The organism is Pseudoalteromonas sp. NSLLW218, from assembly GCF_015864775.1.
Classification (GTDB): domain Bacteria; phylum Pseudomonadota; class Gammaproteobacteria; order Enterobacterales; family Alteromonadaceae; genus Pseudoalteromonas.
Window position 1 is genome coordinate 196247 of the sequence record NZ_JADYWO010000008.1, and the last position, 16601, is coordinate 212847.

General features: G+C 40.4%; 12 protein-coding genes. 8 read left to right on the forward strand and 4 right to left on the reverse strand.

Features of this window, described 5'->3' with window-relative positions:
* Positions 1-56: 56 nt before the first annotated feature.
* The 6 genes from xylB to I6E80_RS14070 all read left to right on the forward strand — a co-directional run bounded on the left by xylB (position 57) and on the right by I6E80_RS14070 (position 7401).
* On the forward strand, positions 57-1514 hold the full coding sequence (xylB, locus tag I6E80_RS14045) for a xylulokinase (protein ID WP_197185791.1): 1458 nt from the start codon (positions 57-59) through the stop codon (positions 1512-1514).
* Between the two features lie 30 nt (positions 1515-1544).
* Positions 1545-2864 carry a xylose isomerase gene (gene xylA / locus I6E80_RS14050; protein WP_197185792.1) on the forward strand — a complete coding sequence of 440 codons (1320 nt, stop codon included), beginning with the start codon at positions 1545-1547 and terminating at the stop codon, positions 2862-2864.
* Positions 2865-2903: 39 nt separating this feature from the next.
* Positions 2904-3842, forward strand: a complete 939-nt coding sequence (tal, locus tag I6E80_RS14055) for a transaldolase (protein ID WP_197185793.1) — start codon at positions 2904-2906, stop codon at positions 3840-3842.
* A gap of 58 nt (positions 3843-3900) precedes the next feature.
* Positions 3901-5922 (forward strand): transketolase, encoded by a 2022-nt coding sequence (gene tkt, locus I6E80_RS14060; protein ID WP_197185794.1) that lies wholly within the window; start codon positions 3901-3903, stop codon positions 5920-5922.
* A gap of 107 nt (positions 5923-6029) precedes the next feature.
* The gene (locus tag I6E80_RS14065; RefSeq protein ID WP_024593043.1) at positions 6030-6413 is read left to right on the forward strand and encodes a hypothetical protein; all 384 of its coding nucleotides are present in this window, start codon (positions 6030-6032) and stop codon (positions 6411-6413) included.
* A gap of 13 nt (positions 6414-6426) precedes the next feature.
* Positions 6427-7401 carry an aldose epimerase family protein gene (locus tag I6E80_RS14070; protein WP_197185795.1) on the forward strand — a complete coding sequence of 325 codons (975 nt, stop codon included), beginning with the start codon at positions 6427-6429 and terminating at the stop codon, positions 7399-7401.
* A gap of 96 nt (positions 7402-7497) precedes the next feature.
* On the opposite strand, the gene I6E80_RS14075 is transcribed toward I6E80_RS14070, so the two are convergent.
* Entirely contained in the window at positions 7498-8646 is a 1149-nt protein-coding gene (locus I6E80_RS14075) for an endo-1,4-beta-xylanase (protein WP_197185796.1), read from the reverse strand.
* A gap of 157 nt (positions 8647-8803) precedes the next feature.
* Between I6E80_RS14075 and I6E80_RS14080 the strand changes: the two genes are divergently transcribed.
* Positions 8804-10651 (forward strand): DUF5060 domain-containing protein, encoded by a 1848-nt coding sequence (locus tag I6E80_RS14080; protein WP_197185797.1) that lies wholly within the window; start codon positions 8804-8806, stop codon positions 10649-10651.
* 14 nt (positions 10652-10665) lie between these two features.
* A complete protein-coding gene (locus I6E80_RS14085) occupies positions 10666-11103 on the forward strand; it encodes a cupin domain-containing protein (protein ID WP_197185798.1) in 438 nt (145 codons plus the stop codon).
* Positions 11104-11389: 286 nt separating this feature from the next.
* On the opposite strand, the gene I6E80_RS14090 is transcribed toward I6E80_RS14085, so the two are convergent.
* The 3 genes from I6E80_RS14090 to I6E80_RS14100 form a co-directional block, all read right to left on the reverse strand.
* Positions 11390-12205 (reverse strand): restriction endonuclease, encoded by an 816-nt coding sequence (locus tag I6E80_RS14090; protein ID WP_197185799.1) that lies wholly within the window; start codon positions 12203-12205, stop codon positions 11390-11392.
* Positions 12206-12617: 412 nt separating this feature from the next.
* Positions 12618-14840, reverse strand: a complete 2223-nt coding sequence (locus I6E80_RS14095; protein WP_197185800.1) for an endo-1,4-beta-xylanase — start codon at positions 14838-14840, stop codon at positions 12618-12620.
* Positions 14841-15422: 582 nt separating this feature from the next.
* Positions 15423-16562 carry an endo-1,4-beta-xylanase gene (locus tag I6E80_RS14100; protein WP_197185801.1) on the reverse strand — a complete coding sequence of 380 codons (1140 nt, stop codon included), beginning with the start codon at positions 16560-16562 and terminating at the stop codon, positions 15423-15425.
* Positions 16563-16601 lie beyond the last annotated feature (39 nt).

Here is a 16601-nt window from a genome sequence, read left to right on the forward strand (position 1 = left end):
AATATCAAATCATTAATGTTAGCGCTAACACTAAAACAACATTAAGTATCACATTTATGTTCCTTGGTATCGATTTAGGCACTTCAGGTGTAAAAGTAATTATTTTAGACGAGCAAGACCAATTGCTTGCTCAAGCAAGTGGATCTTTAAGCGTTTCACGCCCAGCACCACTTTTTTCTGAGCAAAACCCTACAGACTGGTGGCTTGCTACATGTAGTGCAATCGAGGATCTTAAAAATACTCACCCTGCATTACTAAAATCGGTAAAGGCTGTGGGCCTTTCTGGGCAAATGCATGGCGCTACGCTGCTTGATAAAAACAATAATATTATTCGCCCAGCCATTTTATGGAACGACGGGCGTAGTGCTGCACAATGTGTAGAGCTTGAAAAACGCGAACCAAATTCTCGTAATATTACCGGCAACATAGCAATGCCTGGTTTTACTGCACCTAAATTGGTGTGGTTAAAAGAGTTTGAGCCAGAAAATTTTGCAAAAGTAGCCAAAGTATTATTACCAAAAGACTACCTACGCTTTTTAATGACCGGCGATTTTGCATCAGATATGTCTGACTCTGCAGGCACATTATGGCTAGACGTAGAAAAAAGAGCATGGTCGCAAAAAATGCTTAGTGCTTGCGACTTAACAGAGCAACACATGCCTACTCTTTTTGAAGGCACACAAATTACAGGCAAATTAACAGCCCAAGTTGCTGCTAAATGGGGAATGGAGCAAGTACCTGTTGTTGCAGGCGGTGGCGATAATGCCGCAGGCGCTGCCGGTGTTGGCGTAGTAAAGCCAAAACAAGCGTTTTTATCATTAGGTACTTCGGGCGTTTACTTTGTTGCCAACGAAAAATACCTGCCTAACCCAGAAGGAGCTGTACATACTTTTTGTCATTGCATTGAAAACACCTGGCACCAAATGTCAGTGGTGTTAAGCGCAGCAAGCTGTTTAACCTGGGTCACTAAATTAACTGGTTTTGAAAACGAAAGTGCATTGCTTGAACAAGTAAGTAAATGCGACTTTAGCAAACCAAGCTCAGTGATATTTTTGCCTTATTTAACTGGCGAACGTACGCCGCATAATAACCCCGATGCCAAAGGCGTGTTTTTTGGTTTAGACAGTGATACCGATGCAGCAGCCCTTGGCCGCGCAGTACTCGAGGGCGTTGCTTTTGCCTTTGCCGATGGCCAACAAGTACTGCTTGATGCCGGCGCACAAATTGACGATGTAACCGTTATTGGTGGTGGCGCTAAAAGCCCACTGTGGGGAAAAATCATCGCAAGCGTACTTAACCGCCCCCTAATTTACCGAGAAGGCTCAGAAGTTGGTCCCGCATTTGGCGCTGCAAGACTTGCCCGAATAGCAGTAACACAACTCTCTGCACAACAAGTGTGTGTTAACGGCAAAATTACGCAAACCATTGAGCCAGACCCAATCATGCAAGACTTTTACGCACAGCAATACACAACATACAAAGCACTTTATCAAAGTGTAAAAACATACTTTTAATACACTATTATAAAATTAATGGAGCACATTATGAGCGAGCAATTTTTTACAAACGTTGAAAAAATTAAATTTGAGGGTGAAAACTCTAAAAACCCATTTGCATTTCGTTACTACGACGAAAACCAAGTAGTGCTTGGCAAAACAATGAAAGAGCACCTTCGTTTTGCAGCTTGTTACTGGCATAACTTTTGTTCTACAGGGTTTGATATTTTTGGTGAAGGTACGTTTGACCGTCCTTGGATCCAACCTGTGGGCAACCAATTAGAACTTGCTGAACAAAAAGTAAAAGTAGCCTTTGAATTTTATGAAAAATTAGGCGTTCCTTACTTTTGTTTTCATGATGTTGATATTGCACCTGAAGGCAAAACACTACAAGAAAGCCACGATAACGTAACGCACATAGCAAACATTTTCGAAAAAGAAATGCAGCGTACAGGTGTAAAACTACTGTGGGGTACTGCTAACTTATTCTCGAATCAACGTTTTTGTGCCGGTGGTGCAACAAACCCTAATCCTAATACGTATGCATATGCAGCAGCACAAGTTAAACATGCAATGGAAATTACGCATCGTTTAGGCGGCGAAAACTACGTACTGTGGGGTGGTCGTGAAGGTTACGACACACTACTAAATACAGACCTTGCGCAAGAAAGCGAACAGTACGCACGCTTTTTGAAAATGGTTGTAGAGCACAAGAAAAAAATTGGTTTTAAAGGCACATTATTAATTGAGCCAAAACCACAAGAGCCAACTAAGCACCAGTACGATTACGATACAGCAACGGTTGCAGGCTTTTTATACAAGCACGGCTTACAAGACGAAATTAAAGTAAACATTGAAGCAAACCACGCAACACTTGCGGGTCATAGTTTCCATCACGAAATTGCAGTTGCTTGCGCAGAAGGCATTATGGGTAGTATTGACGCTAACCGTGGCGACATGCAAAACGGTTGGGATACAGACCAATTTCCTAACGACGTAGCTGAGTGCACACTTGTTGTTTACGAAATTTTAAAAATGGGTGGCTTTACAACGGGCGGCTTTAACTTTGACACTAAACTTCGTCGTCAATCGTGTGAACGCGATGACTTATTCATTGGTCACATTGGCGGTATGGATACGATGGCTAAAGCATTACTCAATGCAGCAGCAATGATTGAAGGTGGCGAGCTGTCTGACTTTGTTGAAAAACGTTACGCAGGCTGGAAAGAAGACCTAGGTCAAAGCATTCTAAATGGTGAGCAATCACTTGAAAGCCTTTCAGCCTTAGTACACGAGAACAACATCGATCCTAAGCAAGTTTCTGGTCGCCAAGAACTGCTTGAGAATATTGTTAACCGCTACGTATAAGGACATCGCCTCGGTTATAAAGCCGAGGCGTACATCATTATGAACTTGTTAGAACAACTCAAAAAAGTAACCACTGTCGTTGCCGACAGTGGCGATGTAGAGTCAATCAAAGCTCTACAACCGGTTGATGCAACAACCAACCCTTCGTTAATTTTACAAGCTGCAAAATTACCTCAGTATAAACATTTAATTAGTGATGCTATAAGCAAAGCTGGCAACAACGTTGACGCTATTTGCGACCAACTTATTGTTAACTTTGGCTGTGAAATACTAAAGGTAATACCTGGGCGTATATCAAGCGAAGTAGATGCGCGTTTATCGTTTGACACCAAAGCAAGTATTGCCAAAGGGCGTAAGCTTATTTCGCTTTACGAGCAAGCGGGTATTTCAAAAGACCGCGTACTTATTAAACTTGCTTCAACATGGGAAGGCATTAAAGCCGCCGAACAGTTAGAAAAAGAAGGTATTAAGTGTAACTTAACACTACTTTTTTCGATGGCTCAAGCCATTGCATGCGCACAAGCTAATGTAACGCTTATATCTCCGTTTGTTGGGCGTATTCTTGATTGGTACAAAGCCCGCGATAATAAAGAATACACTCCAAGCGAAGATCCTGGTGTGCAGTCGGTTACAGGTATTTATCAGTACTACAAAAAGTACGATTATAAAACCGTGGTAATGGGCGCAAGCTTTAGAAACACTGAAGAAATAATCGAACTTGCTGGCTGCGATTTACTGACTATCTCGCCATCATTACTCAATGATTTACAAAGCCAAGAAGGTACTCTGGTTACTAAGCTTGACGCTGCAAATATTGCCAAAGCACCGCAAAGTGACATAACCCCACTCACCCACGAGCAATTTTTATGGCAGCACAACGAAGATCCAATGGCCAGCGAAAAGCTCGGTGAAGGTATTCGTAACTTTGCCAAAGATCAGCGTATTTTGGCTAAATTGGTTGAAGACTTACTAAACTAATTTCCCTCAAGCCTGCTACATAACGTGCGGGCTTTTTTAATTTTATTTGAGGTAATACATGACTCAACTTTCTTCTTCTCGTGCGCCTTTTGCTAATGCCATTCGTGCACTCAGTATGGATGCGGTACAGCAAGCAAACTCAGGGCATCCGGGCGCACCTATGGGTATGGCCGATATAGCCGAAGTACTGTGGAACGATTTTTTAAACCACAATCCAACCGATCCAAATTGGCCAAACCGAGACCGCTTTGTACTTAGTAACGGTCACGGATCTATGCTTATTTATTCTTTATTGCATTTAAGCGGGTACGAACTACCACTAAGCGAGCTTAAACAATTTAGACAAATGCATTCAAAAACCCCAGGACACCCTGAATACGGTTATACCCCAGGTGTTGAAACAACAACAGGCCCGCTTGGCGCAGGTTTATCAAATGCCGTAGGTATGGCCATTGCCGAAAAAGCCCTAGCAGCACAATTTAACAAAGAGAGTTTTGATATTGTTGATCATTACACTTACTGTTTTATGGGTGATGGCTGTTTAATGGAAGGCATATCGCACGAAGCATGTTCGCTTGCAGGCACATTAGGCCTGGGTAAACTTATTGCTTTTTGGGACGATAACGGCATATCTATCGACGGACACGTTGAGGGCTGGTTTACCGACGACACCGCTAAACGCTTTGACGCTTACGGCTGGCATGTAATAAAAGATATAGACGGCCACGACCCAGAACAAATTGCCAGCGCCATTGCACAAGCAAAACAAGTGAGCGATAAACCTACTCTACTTTGTTGTAAAACCGTGATTGGTTTTGGCTCGCCAAATAAATCAGGCTCGCACGATTGCCACGGTTCGCCATTAGGTGATGACGAAATAACTGCGGCGCGCAAATTTTTAAACCTACCAAATGAAGCATTTAGTATCAGTGATAATATTTACGCCCATTGGGACGCTAAACAAAGCGGTGACAAAAAACAAAAACAATGGCAACAACTGTTTAGTGACTACACCAAAAGCCACCCTGGGCTTGCCAAAGAATTTGAACGTCGCGTAATTAAACGCACCCTTCCTGAAAGTTTTGAAGCTATTGCAAACGACTACATTGCACAGTGCAACAAAGACGCCGCTAACATTGCCAGCCGAAAAGCCTCGCAAAATACCATTGAAGCCTTTGCCCCGCATTTACCAGAGTTACTGGGTGGCTCTGCCGATTTAGCCGGTTCTAACTTAACGCTGTGGTCTGGCTCTAAAGGCATAAGCGCAGATGACGCCAGCGGTAATTACCTGTTTTATGGCGTGCGCGAGTTTGGTATGAGCGGCATTATGAATGGTATATCACTGCACAGTGGCTTTATTAATTACGGCGCTACATTTTTAATGTTTATGGAATATGCCCGTAACGCAGTAAGAATGTCGGCACTTATGGGTATTCAAAATATATTTGTGTATACCCACGACTCTATAGGCCAAGGTGAAGACGGTCCAACTCACCAACCTATTGAGCAACTAGCCAACCTACGTATGACCCCAAACTTAGTCACATGGCGCCCGTGTGACGCAGTAGAAACTGCAGTATCGTGGAAAAACGCGATACAAAATCAGCAGCAACCTACCGCGCTTATTTTTAGTCGCCAAGGGCTCAACCACCAGCCACGCACCGCTCAGCAAATTAGCGACATAGAAAAAGGCGGCTATATTCTTAGCGAAAGCAATAAAGCGCCTGAGCTTATTTTAATTGCAACGGGTTCTGAAGTTGATTTAGCAATGCAAGCCGCAAAAGAGCTGACAGCACAAGGTGTTGCAGTGCGTGTGGTATCAATGCCAAGCACCACATTGTTTGATCTACAATCAGACGATTACAAGCAAAGTGTATTGCCAAACTCGGTAGCAAACCGTATTGCAATTGAAACATCACACCAAGATTACTGGCTAAAATATGTAGGCTTACAAGGCAAAGTAATTGGTATGAGCACTTTTGGTGAATCGGCGCCAGGTAACGTGTTATTAGAGCATTTTGGCTTTACCACCAAAAATGTAGTGAGCACCGCGCAGGCGTTAATTAAAGCCAACGCTTAATATATTTAGTACGCGTAATGCGCTAAATAATCCAAACTTTATCCAATTAATGCGCTAAGCCTCCCAAAGCTCGGCGCATTTTTACAATTAACCAACAAAGGTGAACTATGAAATACTTACTATTAATTATGCTTTTTAGTGCGAGTACTAGTTTTAACGCATGGGCAAATGACGAGCAAAATGATGAACTAATGCTAACGATTTTTTTAAAACACGACCAATCAAAAAACCTCTCTGAAATAAAAGAAATACTCAATAACGCTAACTTTTACAAACATTTTCCGCCAGAGGGCGCAACGGTAGAATCTTGGAAAGTAATGATGGGCATAGGGCAAGTAGTCACTTTGCGCTTTCCGGCAGCGCTGTTACCAAAAGTAAACTTATCGATTGAACGTTATGGTTGGAAAGCTTACAGCACTGAGTTTTACCCAACTTACGATCTGTACCCAATCGTAAAAGAAGAAATTAAAAAAGCTAGAACGAACAATTAAAAGAGTAACCACAATGACAACTTCACTTATTCAATACACACTAAGTAATGAGGTAAACGACACTATTTCTATTATTAACTACGGTGCCCGGCTTACCAGCTGGGTTACCCATATTGATAATAAAAAACGAAATATTATACTTGGTTATTCTAATATTAATGATTATTTAAACGACACGTTTTACTTAGGCGCTATAGCCGGCCCTTATGCAAACAGGCTAAGTAACGCCCAAATAAACATTGATGATAAAGCCTATGCACTCAATAAAAACGAAGGAGTAAACCAACTTCACGGCGGCCAAAAAGCATTAAGCGACTTGTTTTGGCAGCTCGATTATCATCACAAAAATGCATTAAGTTTAAGTATTACCCTACCCGATGGATACAACGGCTACCCAGGTAAAACTACATTTAACGTGCTGTATACCTTTACCACTAACAGTAAAAGCCACAGTAATCTTGATATTAAATTTACAATTACCAGTAATAAAAAAACCATTGCAGGGCCAACAGCACACCCGTACTTTAATTTAAATGGCATTAATAACAGCGCACAAGGGCATGCATTAAAACTGGCCGGCGCGTATTATACCCCCGTAGATACAAACGCCATTCCCACAGGTTTAATAACGCCTGTAGCAAATACCACTTTTGACTACACAAATGCGCGGGTGCTTAATAAAGCCGATAAACTCGATCATAACTTTGTAACCGAGCAAGTACTTAACCTGCAAACCAATAAGCAACACGCTGAGCTTACAAGCGCCGATACAAAACTAGTGCTGAGTGTATTCTCTAACTACCCTGCCATTCAGGTTTATACAGGGCAGCATTTAAAAACTCCGTTTAATGCATACGACGGTATATGCCTAGAACCCCAATTTTTCCCCGACAGCCCTAATAACCCACACTTCCCATTTAGCTATTTAACACCACAAGTGCCTTTGCAAACGCATATTAGTTACTGCTTAACTAACTTGAAATCTTAATAATAAACCTATCAAAAATAGCTATTTTAAGCGCTTAAAACCAAAAAAGGATCGCTATTAGGCGATCCTTTACGGGAGGTTAAATGTTTTTTACTATTATAAATCGCTTACAAAGCTTTTAAGTTTTAGCTCACGGTCAATTAATAATGGGTAATCGGTGCGCCCTTGCATTGGCCAATCGTTTCGCCAAGTGCGTGCATCGCTTATTCCCCAAAATGTAACGCGGCTTACTTTATCGTCATGCTTTTTAAGTATGTTAAACACGGCTTTATAGCGCTCACCTAACTGGGTGTTTACTTCACTAGGTAAACCATCTGGGTATGGATTAAAGCGCTCTTGTAGCGCAATATCTAACGAAATATCAGCCCCTTGTTCTTCACCTTCAGGGAACGGTAATACCGAAATATCAAGCTCGGTTATCATCACATCAATGCCAGTGGCTGCGTATGCCACAATAGAGTCTTCCATTAACGAAAGCTCTGGGTTATCAAGCGAGTAATGCGCTTGCATACCAATACCATCAATTTGAATACCTTTGCTTTGCAAATTTTTAATAAGCGCAATTGCACCGGCTCTTTTTTCTGGCTTATACAAGTTGTAATCGTTGTAATATAACTTGGCATTAGGTGCTGCCTGTTTAGCGTATTTAAACGCGTATTCTATAAAGTCGTCACCAATAATGGTGCTCCATTTAGATTCACGCAGTGTGCCGTCTTCGTTAAGTGCTTCGTTTACCACGTCCCATGCAAAAATGCGGTTTTTATAGCGCCCTGCAACAGCATTAATATGGTTTTGCATACGCTTAAGTAATGCGTCACGAGTAAGTGGTTCGCCTTGGTCGTCTTCAAAAACCCAGTCAGGAGTTTGCGAATGCCAAACTAATGTATGCCCAACTAACTCTTGGTTGTTCTCTTGTGCGTACTCAACTAACGCATCAGCAGCTTCAAAATCATAGGTTTCAAGCTCTGGGTGTATACGCTCCCACTTCATTGAGTTTTCTGGGGTAAAGGTATTAAATTGCGCTTTAGCTACGTTTAAATCTTCAGGCAAAGCCCCTAACACTTGGTCGCGGCTAATCGCTGTACCTATTTTAAAGTGGTCTTTAAATTGCGCTTTAAGCGTTAATTGCTCCGGCGCTTTTTGCGATTTTAATGTCGGTTTACTTTGCTCTGCTGAGTCATTACAGCCAAGTGCAAGGCTCGACATTCCTAATAAAATAGCAATCGTAAGTTTATTTTTATGCATGATGTACCTGTTGTGTGTTTTTTAGTGTGCAACGTAAACTTAACACCATATAGTCCTTTTGACAACAACGTTTTATTAAAATAGACTGAACAAAAATAACACAGCATACATTCCTTAATCACACACTTTACTAGCAACAAAATTAGCAAGGATACACATGAAAAAAATAACAATAAAACGGCTTCTGTTAATTAGCGTATTTTTCGCCTCATTTATATTCAGCGCCCTAATTCGCGCGGAGCAAACCTGCACTCACGTGCCCATTTGGCATAAATTAAGCTTAACCCTTGAAGGCCCGCACACCAGCGAGCTTGCCACGCCAAACCCCTTTACCGACTACCGCTTAGACGCCACATTTACCAGCCCCACTAACAGGCAATATACAGTACCTGGATATTATGCAGCCGATGCAAACACAGCTCAAACACATGCAACAGCAGGCAACAAATGGCAGGTTTTGTTTTCGCCCAACGAACTTGGCAAATGGCGCTATACACTCTCATTTGTTAAAGGCAGTAATATCGCAAGCATGCCATTAAATACTGTTACAAACGAGCAATCAGCCGGATTTTTTGATAAACAAACAGGCGAGTTTAATGTTACCGCCGCCACTAAGTCATCCAGCAGTAAAGACTTTAAAAGCAAAGGTAAGCTTGAATACGTTAATAAACCTTATTTGCAGTTTAATGGCTCAAAAGAGTACTTTTTAAAAGCAGGTGCTAACAGTCCAGAAGTGCTGCTTGGCTTTTCAGGGTTTGATGCCACTCCCACAAAGCGTAACTACCAAGCGCACATAAAGCATTGGCAAAATAGCGACCCTACATGGCAAACAATCAATACAGAGACTGATAACAGTATTCATCAATCTTCTAAAGGCATTATTGGGCTAATTAATTATTTAGCGTCGCTTAACATTAACGCGTATTACTTTTTAACCATGAACGCCTACGGCGATGGCGACCAAGTTTGGCCATGGCTTAGCAAAACCCAAACCACACGCTACGATGTATCTAAATTAGCTCAGTGGGATATTGTATTTAGCCACATGCAGCAAAAAGGCATAATGACTCACTTTGTAATGAGCGAAACCGAAAACGAATCACTGTTTGAATGGAACGAAAGCCAGCTTAAAAACGACTTTGCTGTTAGTCGCAAAATTTACTATCGCGAGTTATTTGCCCGCTTTGGCTATCATTTAGCAACCACGTGGAATATAGGCGAAGAAAACGGCTGGCAAGATCCAAGCGGCGACGATAAACAACAAAAAGCTAATACCACAAAACAAAGAAAGCAATTTGCCGATTACTTTCAATCACTCACCTACTACCCTGAGCATATTATGATACATAACGGCCCGTCGCTCGACTACCACATTTACGATAAACCAAACGACAACATTTTGGGCTACCCCGCCTACACAGGGGCAAGCTTACAAGGTGAACTTAAAACTAACACCACTTACGGCGATGTTGTAAAGTACCGCCAGCTTACTCAAAACAATCCTCACCCGTGGGTGATCACCATGGACGAAGCCTATATTTATGAGTATGCAAACAATGTAGATACGTGGCGTAAAAGCAATGTGTGGGCCACATTTATGGCAGGTGGCGCAGGTATTGAGTTTTATTTAGGCGGTGGCGGCGACTTAACAGAGCAAGATTTAACGCCATACAAAGATTACTATTTAGTGATGACCAACGCTGTTGCGTTTTTTCAAAAATACGTGCCTTTTACAAAGCTTACACCCACCCCAGAGCTTACCAAAACAGGCTGGGCGTTAAGTGATAACTCAACGTTTTACTTATTTTATTTTAGTAACGCAAGCCAAGCTCAGGTCACATTACCAAAAGCGTGTTACACCCTCGACTGGTTTAACCCACGAACTAACAACTATATAAACGGCAAGCGCTTTTGTGTAAATACCGCAACGAGTACACAACTGGCAACACCACCCAACACACCAAACAACGACTGGGTTTATTTAATTAACCTAAGCGCTAAATAATAAGGATAACAAACATGAATCAATTAACAGTTAAACATTGTGTAACCGGCGTATTACTTACAGCCGCAGCCACCATAGCATTGCCTGTAAACGCAGCAGATAAACCCAAGCAACTTACCTCATCTATAGTGAGTCAAAAAGACGCGCACATTACTCACTACGAAGGCGGTGATTTTCATACTTATTTTTATGGCGATACACCACTTACTAAAGGTGCTATTACGGGCGTTGCGGTTATTAAACCTAATAACGAAATACATCCTGCCCACCAGCATCCCGATGAAGAATACCTAATGATTCTCGAGGGCTCTGGCACGTGGACGCTTAATGGCAAAAGCCAGCCAGCGCATACTGGAGATATTTTATTTGCAGCCCCTAACGACGTACACGGCATTTATAACAACGGCGATGTGCCACTTAAGTTTGTGGTAGTGAGGTATCAAGCTAAGTAGTTTTGAATGGCTTTTTGAGTTTTTTAGTTTTTTAGTGAAATAGACTAAGTGAATTATGCACAAAGAGGTTAAGAGGCGCTTCGCTTTTAGAGGAAAAAAAACAGCCTGATATTAGATCAGGCTGTTTTGTGCTTATTACTATATATTATTTAGTTATGATGAAGTCAAAAGATCTTTGGTGAATATAATTTTAAACTCCTGTCTGTATATAAATTCTAAAACTAACTAAACGTTGAACAAAGTGAGAAATTTCAACTATATCTTCTTATGCTAAATTTTAGTGTTGTTATTTGCTTAATGTATATTCAACTTTACCAGAACTAAAATCCTCTAAAACAGCATGTACGAAATCTTTAGCATCAACAGAAACAAATAAATCCTGTTTTGTTAACTCCCATAAAACTTTCACATTACGAAGTTTTAATTTTTCTCCAGATGGAAAAATAACTCGAGCTTCTGTAGGTTCAATTACATCTTCTTTCTTAACATTACACTCAATTAAATTATCAATAATATTTTTATCAAGCCAGTCACTAATAAATAATACCTCACCACCATCTTCAATAGTTGAATCATATACATTGAAAGATACTTCCATTTCATTAGCTTCAAAAAATTTCTTTGTTTCAGGATCTCGTGCATCAAAAGCAACAGCTAAATGTAAGTATTGTTTTTGATAAATCTCACCGCTTATATCCACAATCTGAATGCATCCATCCCAATCTGAGCCTTCCGGGGGTCTGATTCTTTTTAGACTTATCTCATAGTGATTACAGAAATCAACTACTCCAGATTGAAATCCCTGTGTGGTAACAATTAATCCCTGACTATTTGCGATATCATTAAGTAGCCCTAACATGTTTCGAGCATGGATTAGTGATATTGGTTTAGAATAATATTTACACTCTATAAGTACTTTATGACTAACGCCTGCATATTTATATTCCCAAAAAACATCTATTTGATGTTCTACCCCTGACTTACCTTTAATTTTCTGATCATGCTTAACTTCAAGGTTCTCAACACCTTCTGACTCCAATATAGATTTATATATCTTTTGGGTAAGTAGTTCATAATCTTTTGATGTTTCACAAAGTTCCAAAAGCAATCTCCTTGAACATAACAATATTAGTAAAGGACAATTTCATAACTAATTGATAGCAACTTATCCTAGTCTATTTCCTATATTAGTACTAAACACTATAACGTATTGCTAGTTATTAACTTTAAACTCCGCGTTCTTTTTCTGATGCAATAAACTCATGAGGAACTTCTCTTTTTTCTTTTTGTGATAGTTCTAATAAAGCCGAGGATTTAAATCGCAATCCCATCGTATTGGACACTTTGTTTGGTATTAGGTAATCGTTTATCAAGGCATGCTATTAAGCCACCTCAAAAGGTAATGCTGATTACCCTGCTGCATCATGTATAAACAATTAGAACACACGCAAAAAATAGTCTGTATAAAAATACAGACTATTTAATCCGGGGTTAATTACTTTTAGTTAGGTTTATTATTCAACCAAGGTTACCGATACATCATCCACATAAAAGTCAGCGGTGAGTTCACTTGACTCAACATAAAGTAAAGCGGCGCTTTCCTGCGTTGTAATTGAATGTGTGTAAGTGCCCGAAAGCTGTACCCAGTCACCCGCGTTAACGGTAGTAACGGGTGTAAGCTCAAGGTACTCGGTGCTAGTGTGCTCTATTTGTAGTGTGAGTTTTATTCCTGGCGACACAGTAGTGCTGTCGTCAGATAACTTAACCCACGCAGATACGTTATAGGTTTTATCTGCTGTAAATAAGCCTTTTACATCTTTTTGTAACCCATTCCACGTTTCAGTTCGCCCTTGTACTAAAGCGCTATTATTACCGCTATGAGCTTGGGTTGTTTCAAGAGTTATGCTTGCACTACCACGAGCTTGCCATGAATCAAGTCCGGCTTCAAAGTCGCCATTAGTTAGCAGCTCTGATGAAGGTGCTGGTTCAGCTACTTCAATTAGCTCTTTTAATGCATTAGCAAATCCTTGCAAGGCAGGCTTTGCAGTAAAGTCATTAAAAAATAACAGTGGCCATTCTGTTGTTGGCTCTGGCCAGTTTTGTAACCAACTATCCTCGTCAATTACGCCCCAAATAGTAATGCCACCGCGTTGATCTTCAGGTACCGTTTCTAGGTATGTTTTAACAATATCGTAGTAGTACTGCTTTTGTTCATCTGCTCTTTCACTGGTTAAGTAAGTTAGAGGAATGCCGCCTTCGTTGTTCATACGAACATCTAGCTCGGTAATTTTTACTTTGATTTTAGGGCGAATATCGACCACTTTTTGGAGATGTGCCTGAATGGTTGAAATATCAGGGCTGTTAAGTGAAATATGAGATTGAAACCCTATACCATCAATAGGCACGCCATTGGTTTGAAAGTCGTTAACCATATTGATAACAGCATCTAATTTATCTGCATTCCAAATCAGGTTGTAATCGTTATAGTATAAGTCGGCATCAGGATCGGCCGCTCTTGCTGCTTTATAGGATAACGACAAAAATTCAGCACCTATATTTTCAAACCACACAGATTCGTCAGCGCTGTCGTTTGTGGTTTTTTCACCACGGTATTTACCATTTTCCATAAACGCTTCGTTAACTACATCCCAGCTAACTACCGTATCGTTATCACCTTCTTCTTCAAAATGAGTGGCAACTTGAGTGATATGATTTTCCATCATGGTTATCCAAGCGCTTTTATCACCTTGAAAACTTTGCATCCAAGGTGCAATTTGCGAGTGCCAAACAAAAACATGGCCATGTACCGTGAGTGAGTTGTCTTTGGCGTAGTTAACTAGCTCATCAGAATCATCGTAAAAAAATTCACCTTGGGTTGGTTGTAAATAGGTAGGCTTCATAATGTTTTCAGCAGAGAGCTGATTAAAGTGCTGTTCAATAATCGTTTTAATCTCTGGTCTGTCTATTATGCTGTTACCAAATCCACCCGCAGGAACAGCTACACCAATATTAAAATTAGGTGCTAATGCTTTTAAACTTTGTGCTGTCACTTCGCTGTATTGAACATCGGGTATTTCTTCTGCTGGTACATCGTCTAAAATAAAGCCTGAAAATTCGTCTAGGTAAATAGACTTGTTAATGTTCTCTTCTTTTGAAAAGTGAATTGCCAGCCTAACTAAAGAGTCAGCTTCGGCTGTTGCGGCTGTTAATGTTATTTTTTGCCACTCGCCTGTGAGTGTTTCTTTTACTAGGCTAAGTTGACCATAATCTGGCGCAGGTGTTTGAATCCAAAAATCGGCACTGGTTCCCTCTTCACCTTTGGCCCAAACACTAAACTCGTAATTTTTACCTCCGGTGATAGGAAGGTCTTCATAAGCTATTTCAATTCCCCAAGGGTTGTCACCTAATGTATTAACAATAACCTCAGCTGCTTTGGTGCCTTTGTAAGTACTAACGCCTTCTTGCGATTCAATTATCTCTATAGTAGAGGTAGCGCTTGATTCTTGATCTGGTCTAAATACCCAATTTCCGACGGGCGTTGTTTGCCCTGTAGTGTCTTCTTCAAACCCACCATTTGCTATTTTAGCTGCTATTGGCGCTTCAGGCGCTGGAGTATCAGGGGCTACTACTTCCTGTATGGGTTCAGGCACCGGTGTATCTTTATTATCCCCCCCGCACGCCATTAATAGTGATACTAAGGTCACTAATCCGGTGTTACGAAAAATCGATTTATTCATTTTTTATTCCTTAGACTAAAGCAATAAATGAGTCGTTTATAAACTAGGTGCAGTAAAGCCATTTGAGTGAATAAAATATGATAAGAGTATTTCTACTGCATCATCAAAAGCTATTATTCAATATGACTACAACTAATTAGAAAAACAAACAGTCATTTATATTTATTATTTTAATATCTCTTCAAACGTTAATATTCACCTTGTACAAGGGTACAAATATAAACTTAAAATCATTGAGTTATAGTTAAGGTTTAAATTAAAATTTATTGTTTTATATCGTGTGTGTGAATATGCAATCATAAAATTAACCTAAAACCAACACTGTTATAGTCTAATTAACAATAAGGATCAAGGCTAAAATTTGACCCGTTTCATATTGAGTATGCTTTGAGTTTGATTTGAGTCTGATAAAAATAATTAAATAGAAGGTGTAAGTGATACTTGTGCTTGTATTACTTAGATAAGATCAAGGTTTACCAGCTCATCGCTTAGTAAAATGACTTTTATTTGCCTCCATATAAAAATTTGCAAACAAAAAAGCCGAGTATTTAAAAATACTCGGCTTTGACTACACAATGCGATTTACTTAACTACATCAGCAATTGTTTTAATAACTGGCTTAGGGTTTAAATTACGATCCCATAGTAATGGGTAGTTTGTTCTGTTTGGGATTGGGTAGTCGTTTTTCCACGACATACCATCGTGTAATCCCCAAAAGGTTACGCGGTCTATCTTGTCGCGCTTTGCATAAAACAATTCAAACAAGGCTTTATAACGGGCGTTTAGTTGCGCCTCTACGTCGCTTGGCAAGCCATTTTTGTAAGGGTCGAGGTAGGTTTCAAACTCTTCTAGCTGAAACTGTGGTTTCATCATATCGGTGCCGGTAATTTGCCCTTCTTTTGTTAAAGGCAGCACGTCTATATCAAGCTCGGTGATCATCACTTTTATACCCAGTGCGGCGTATGCGTCAATGGCTTGTTCAATGTATTGCATTTTAGGAAAGTTAAGCCCCCAATGCGCCTGTATGCCAATGCCATCGATTCGAATACCTTCTTTTTGCAGCATTTTGATCATGCGTATAATGCCGTCTCTTTTTTCTGGTCGCCATGCATTAAAGTCGTTGTAGTAAAGCTCTGTATTAGGTGAATACTGCTGGGCGTATTTAAACGCGGCTTTTACCATAGTATCGCCATCGCCTACGCGGTTAACCCACACAGTTGGGCGATAAGAGCCATCATCAGCAATCACTTCGTTAACTACATCCCATGCATCTACTTTGTTTTTATAGCGCCCTGCTACAAGCTCTATGTGTTTACGCATTTGCTCTAATTGCTCTGCTGGGGTATTTGGCTCATTTTTGCTATTTGTAAAAAACCAATCAGGCGTTTGGTTATGCCACACTAAGGTGTGGGCTACGGTAAACATGTTATTTTGCTTAGCAAAATCTATAAACGCATCTGCACCACTAAAATCGATCTTACCTTGCTGCGGGTAAATTACTTCTGCTTTCATGGCGTTTTCTAGGGTGACTGTATTAAATTGCTTAGCAATAATTGACTGCGCGGCTGCGTTTTTGCCTGTCACTATATCTTGGTTTACAGCAACCCCCATTTTAAATGAGTCTGCAAATGTGTTTTTAAGCGCTGGGTCTTGGCTTTGTGCAGCGCTTACGCTTAATGACCCTGCAAGTAAAAGCAGGCTGAGTGTGTGTGTTTTATGCATGTGTGTGCTCCGTTGAATCGTTATTATTTTCGATAAATA

Excerpts from the sequence above, each read along its gene's own strand:
- xylB (WP_197185791.1), top strand. The coding sequence starts at position 57 with ATGTTCCTTGGTATCGATTTAGGCACTTCAGGTGTAAAAGTAATTATT.
- xylA (WP_197185792.1), top strand. The coding sequence starts at position 1,545 with ATGAGCGAGCAATTTTTTACAAACGTTGAAAAAATTAAATTTGAGGGT.
- tal (WP_197185793.1), top strand. The coding sequence starts at position 2,904 with ATGAACTTGTTAGAACAACTCAAAAAAGTAACCACTGTCGTTGCCGAC.
- tkt (WP_197185794.1), top strand. The coding sequence starts at position 3,901 with ATGACTCAACTTTCTTCTTCTCGTGCGCCTTTTGCTAATGCCATTCGT.
- I6E80_RS14065 (WP_024593043.1), top strand. The coding sequence starts at position 6,030 with ATGAAATACTTACTATTAATTATGCTTTTTAGTGCGAGTACTAGTTTT.
- I6E80_RS14070 (WP_197185795.1), top strand. The coding sequence starts at position 6,427 with ATGACAACTTCACTTATTCAATACACACTAAGTAATGAGGTAAACGAC.
- I6E80_RS14075 (WP_197185796.1), bottom strand. The coding sequence starts at position 8,646 with ATGCATAAAAATAAACTTACGATTGCTATTTTATTAGGAATGTCGAGC.
- I6E80_RS14080 (WP_197185797.1), top strand. The coding sequence starts at position 8,804 with ATGAAAAAAATAACAATAAAACGGCTTCTGTTAATTAGCGTATTTTTC.
- I6E80_RS14085 (WP_197185798.1), top strand. The coding sequence starts at position 10,666 with ATGAATCAATTAACAGTTAAACATTGTGTAACCGGCGTATTACTTACA.
- I6E80_RS14095 (WP_197185800.1), bottom strand. The coding sequence starts at position 14,840 with ATGAATAAATCGATTTTTCGTAACACCGGATTAGTGACCTTAGTATCA.
- I6E80_RS14100 (WP_197185801.1), bottom strand. The coding sequence starts at position 16,562 with ATGCATAAAACACACACACTCAGCCTGCTTTTACTTGCAGGGTCATTA.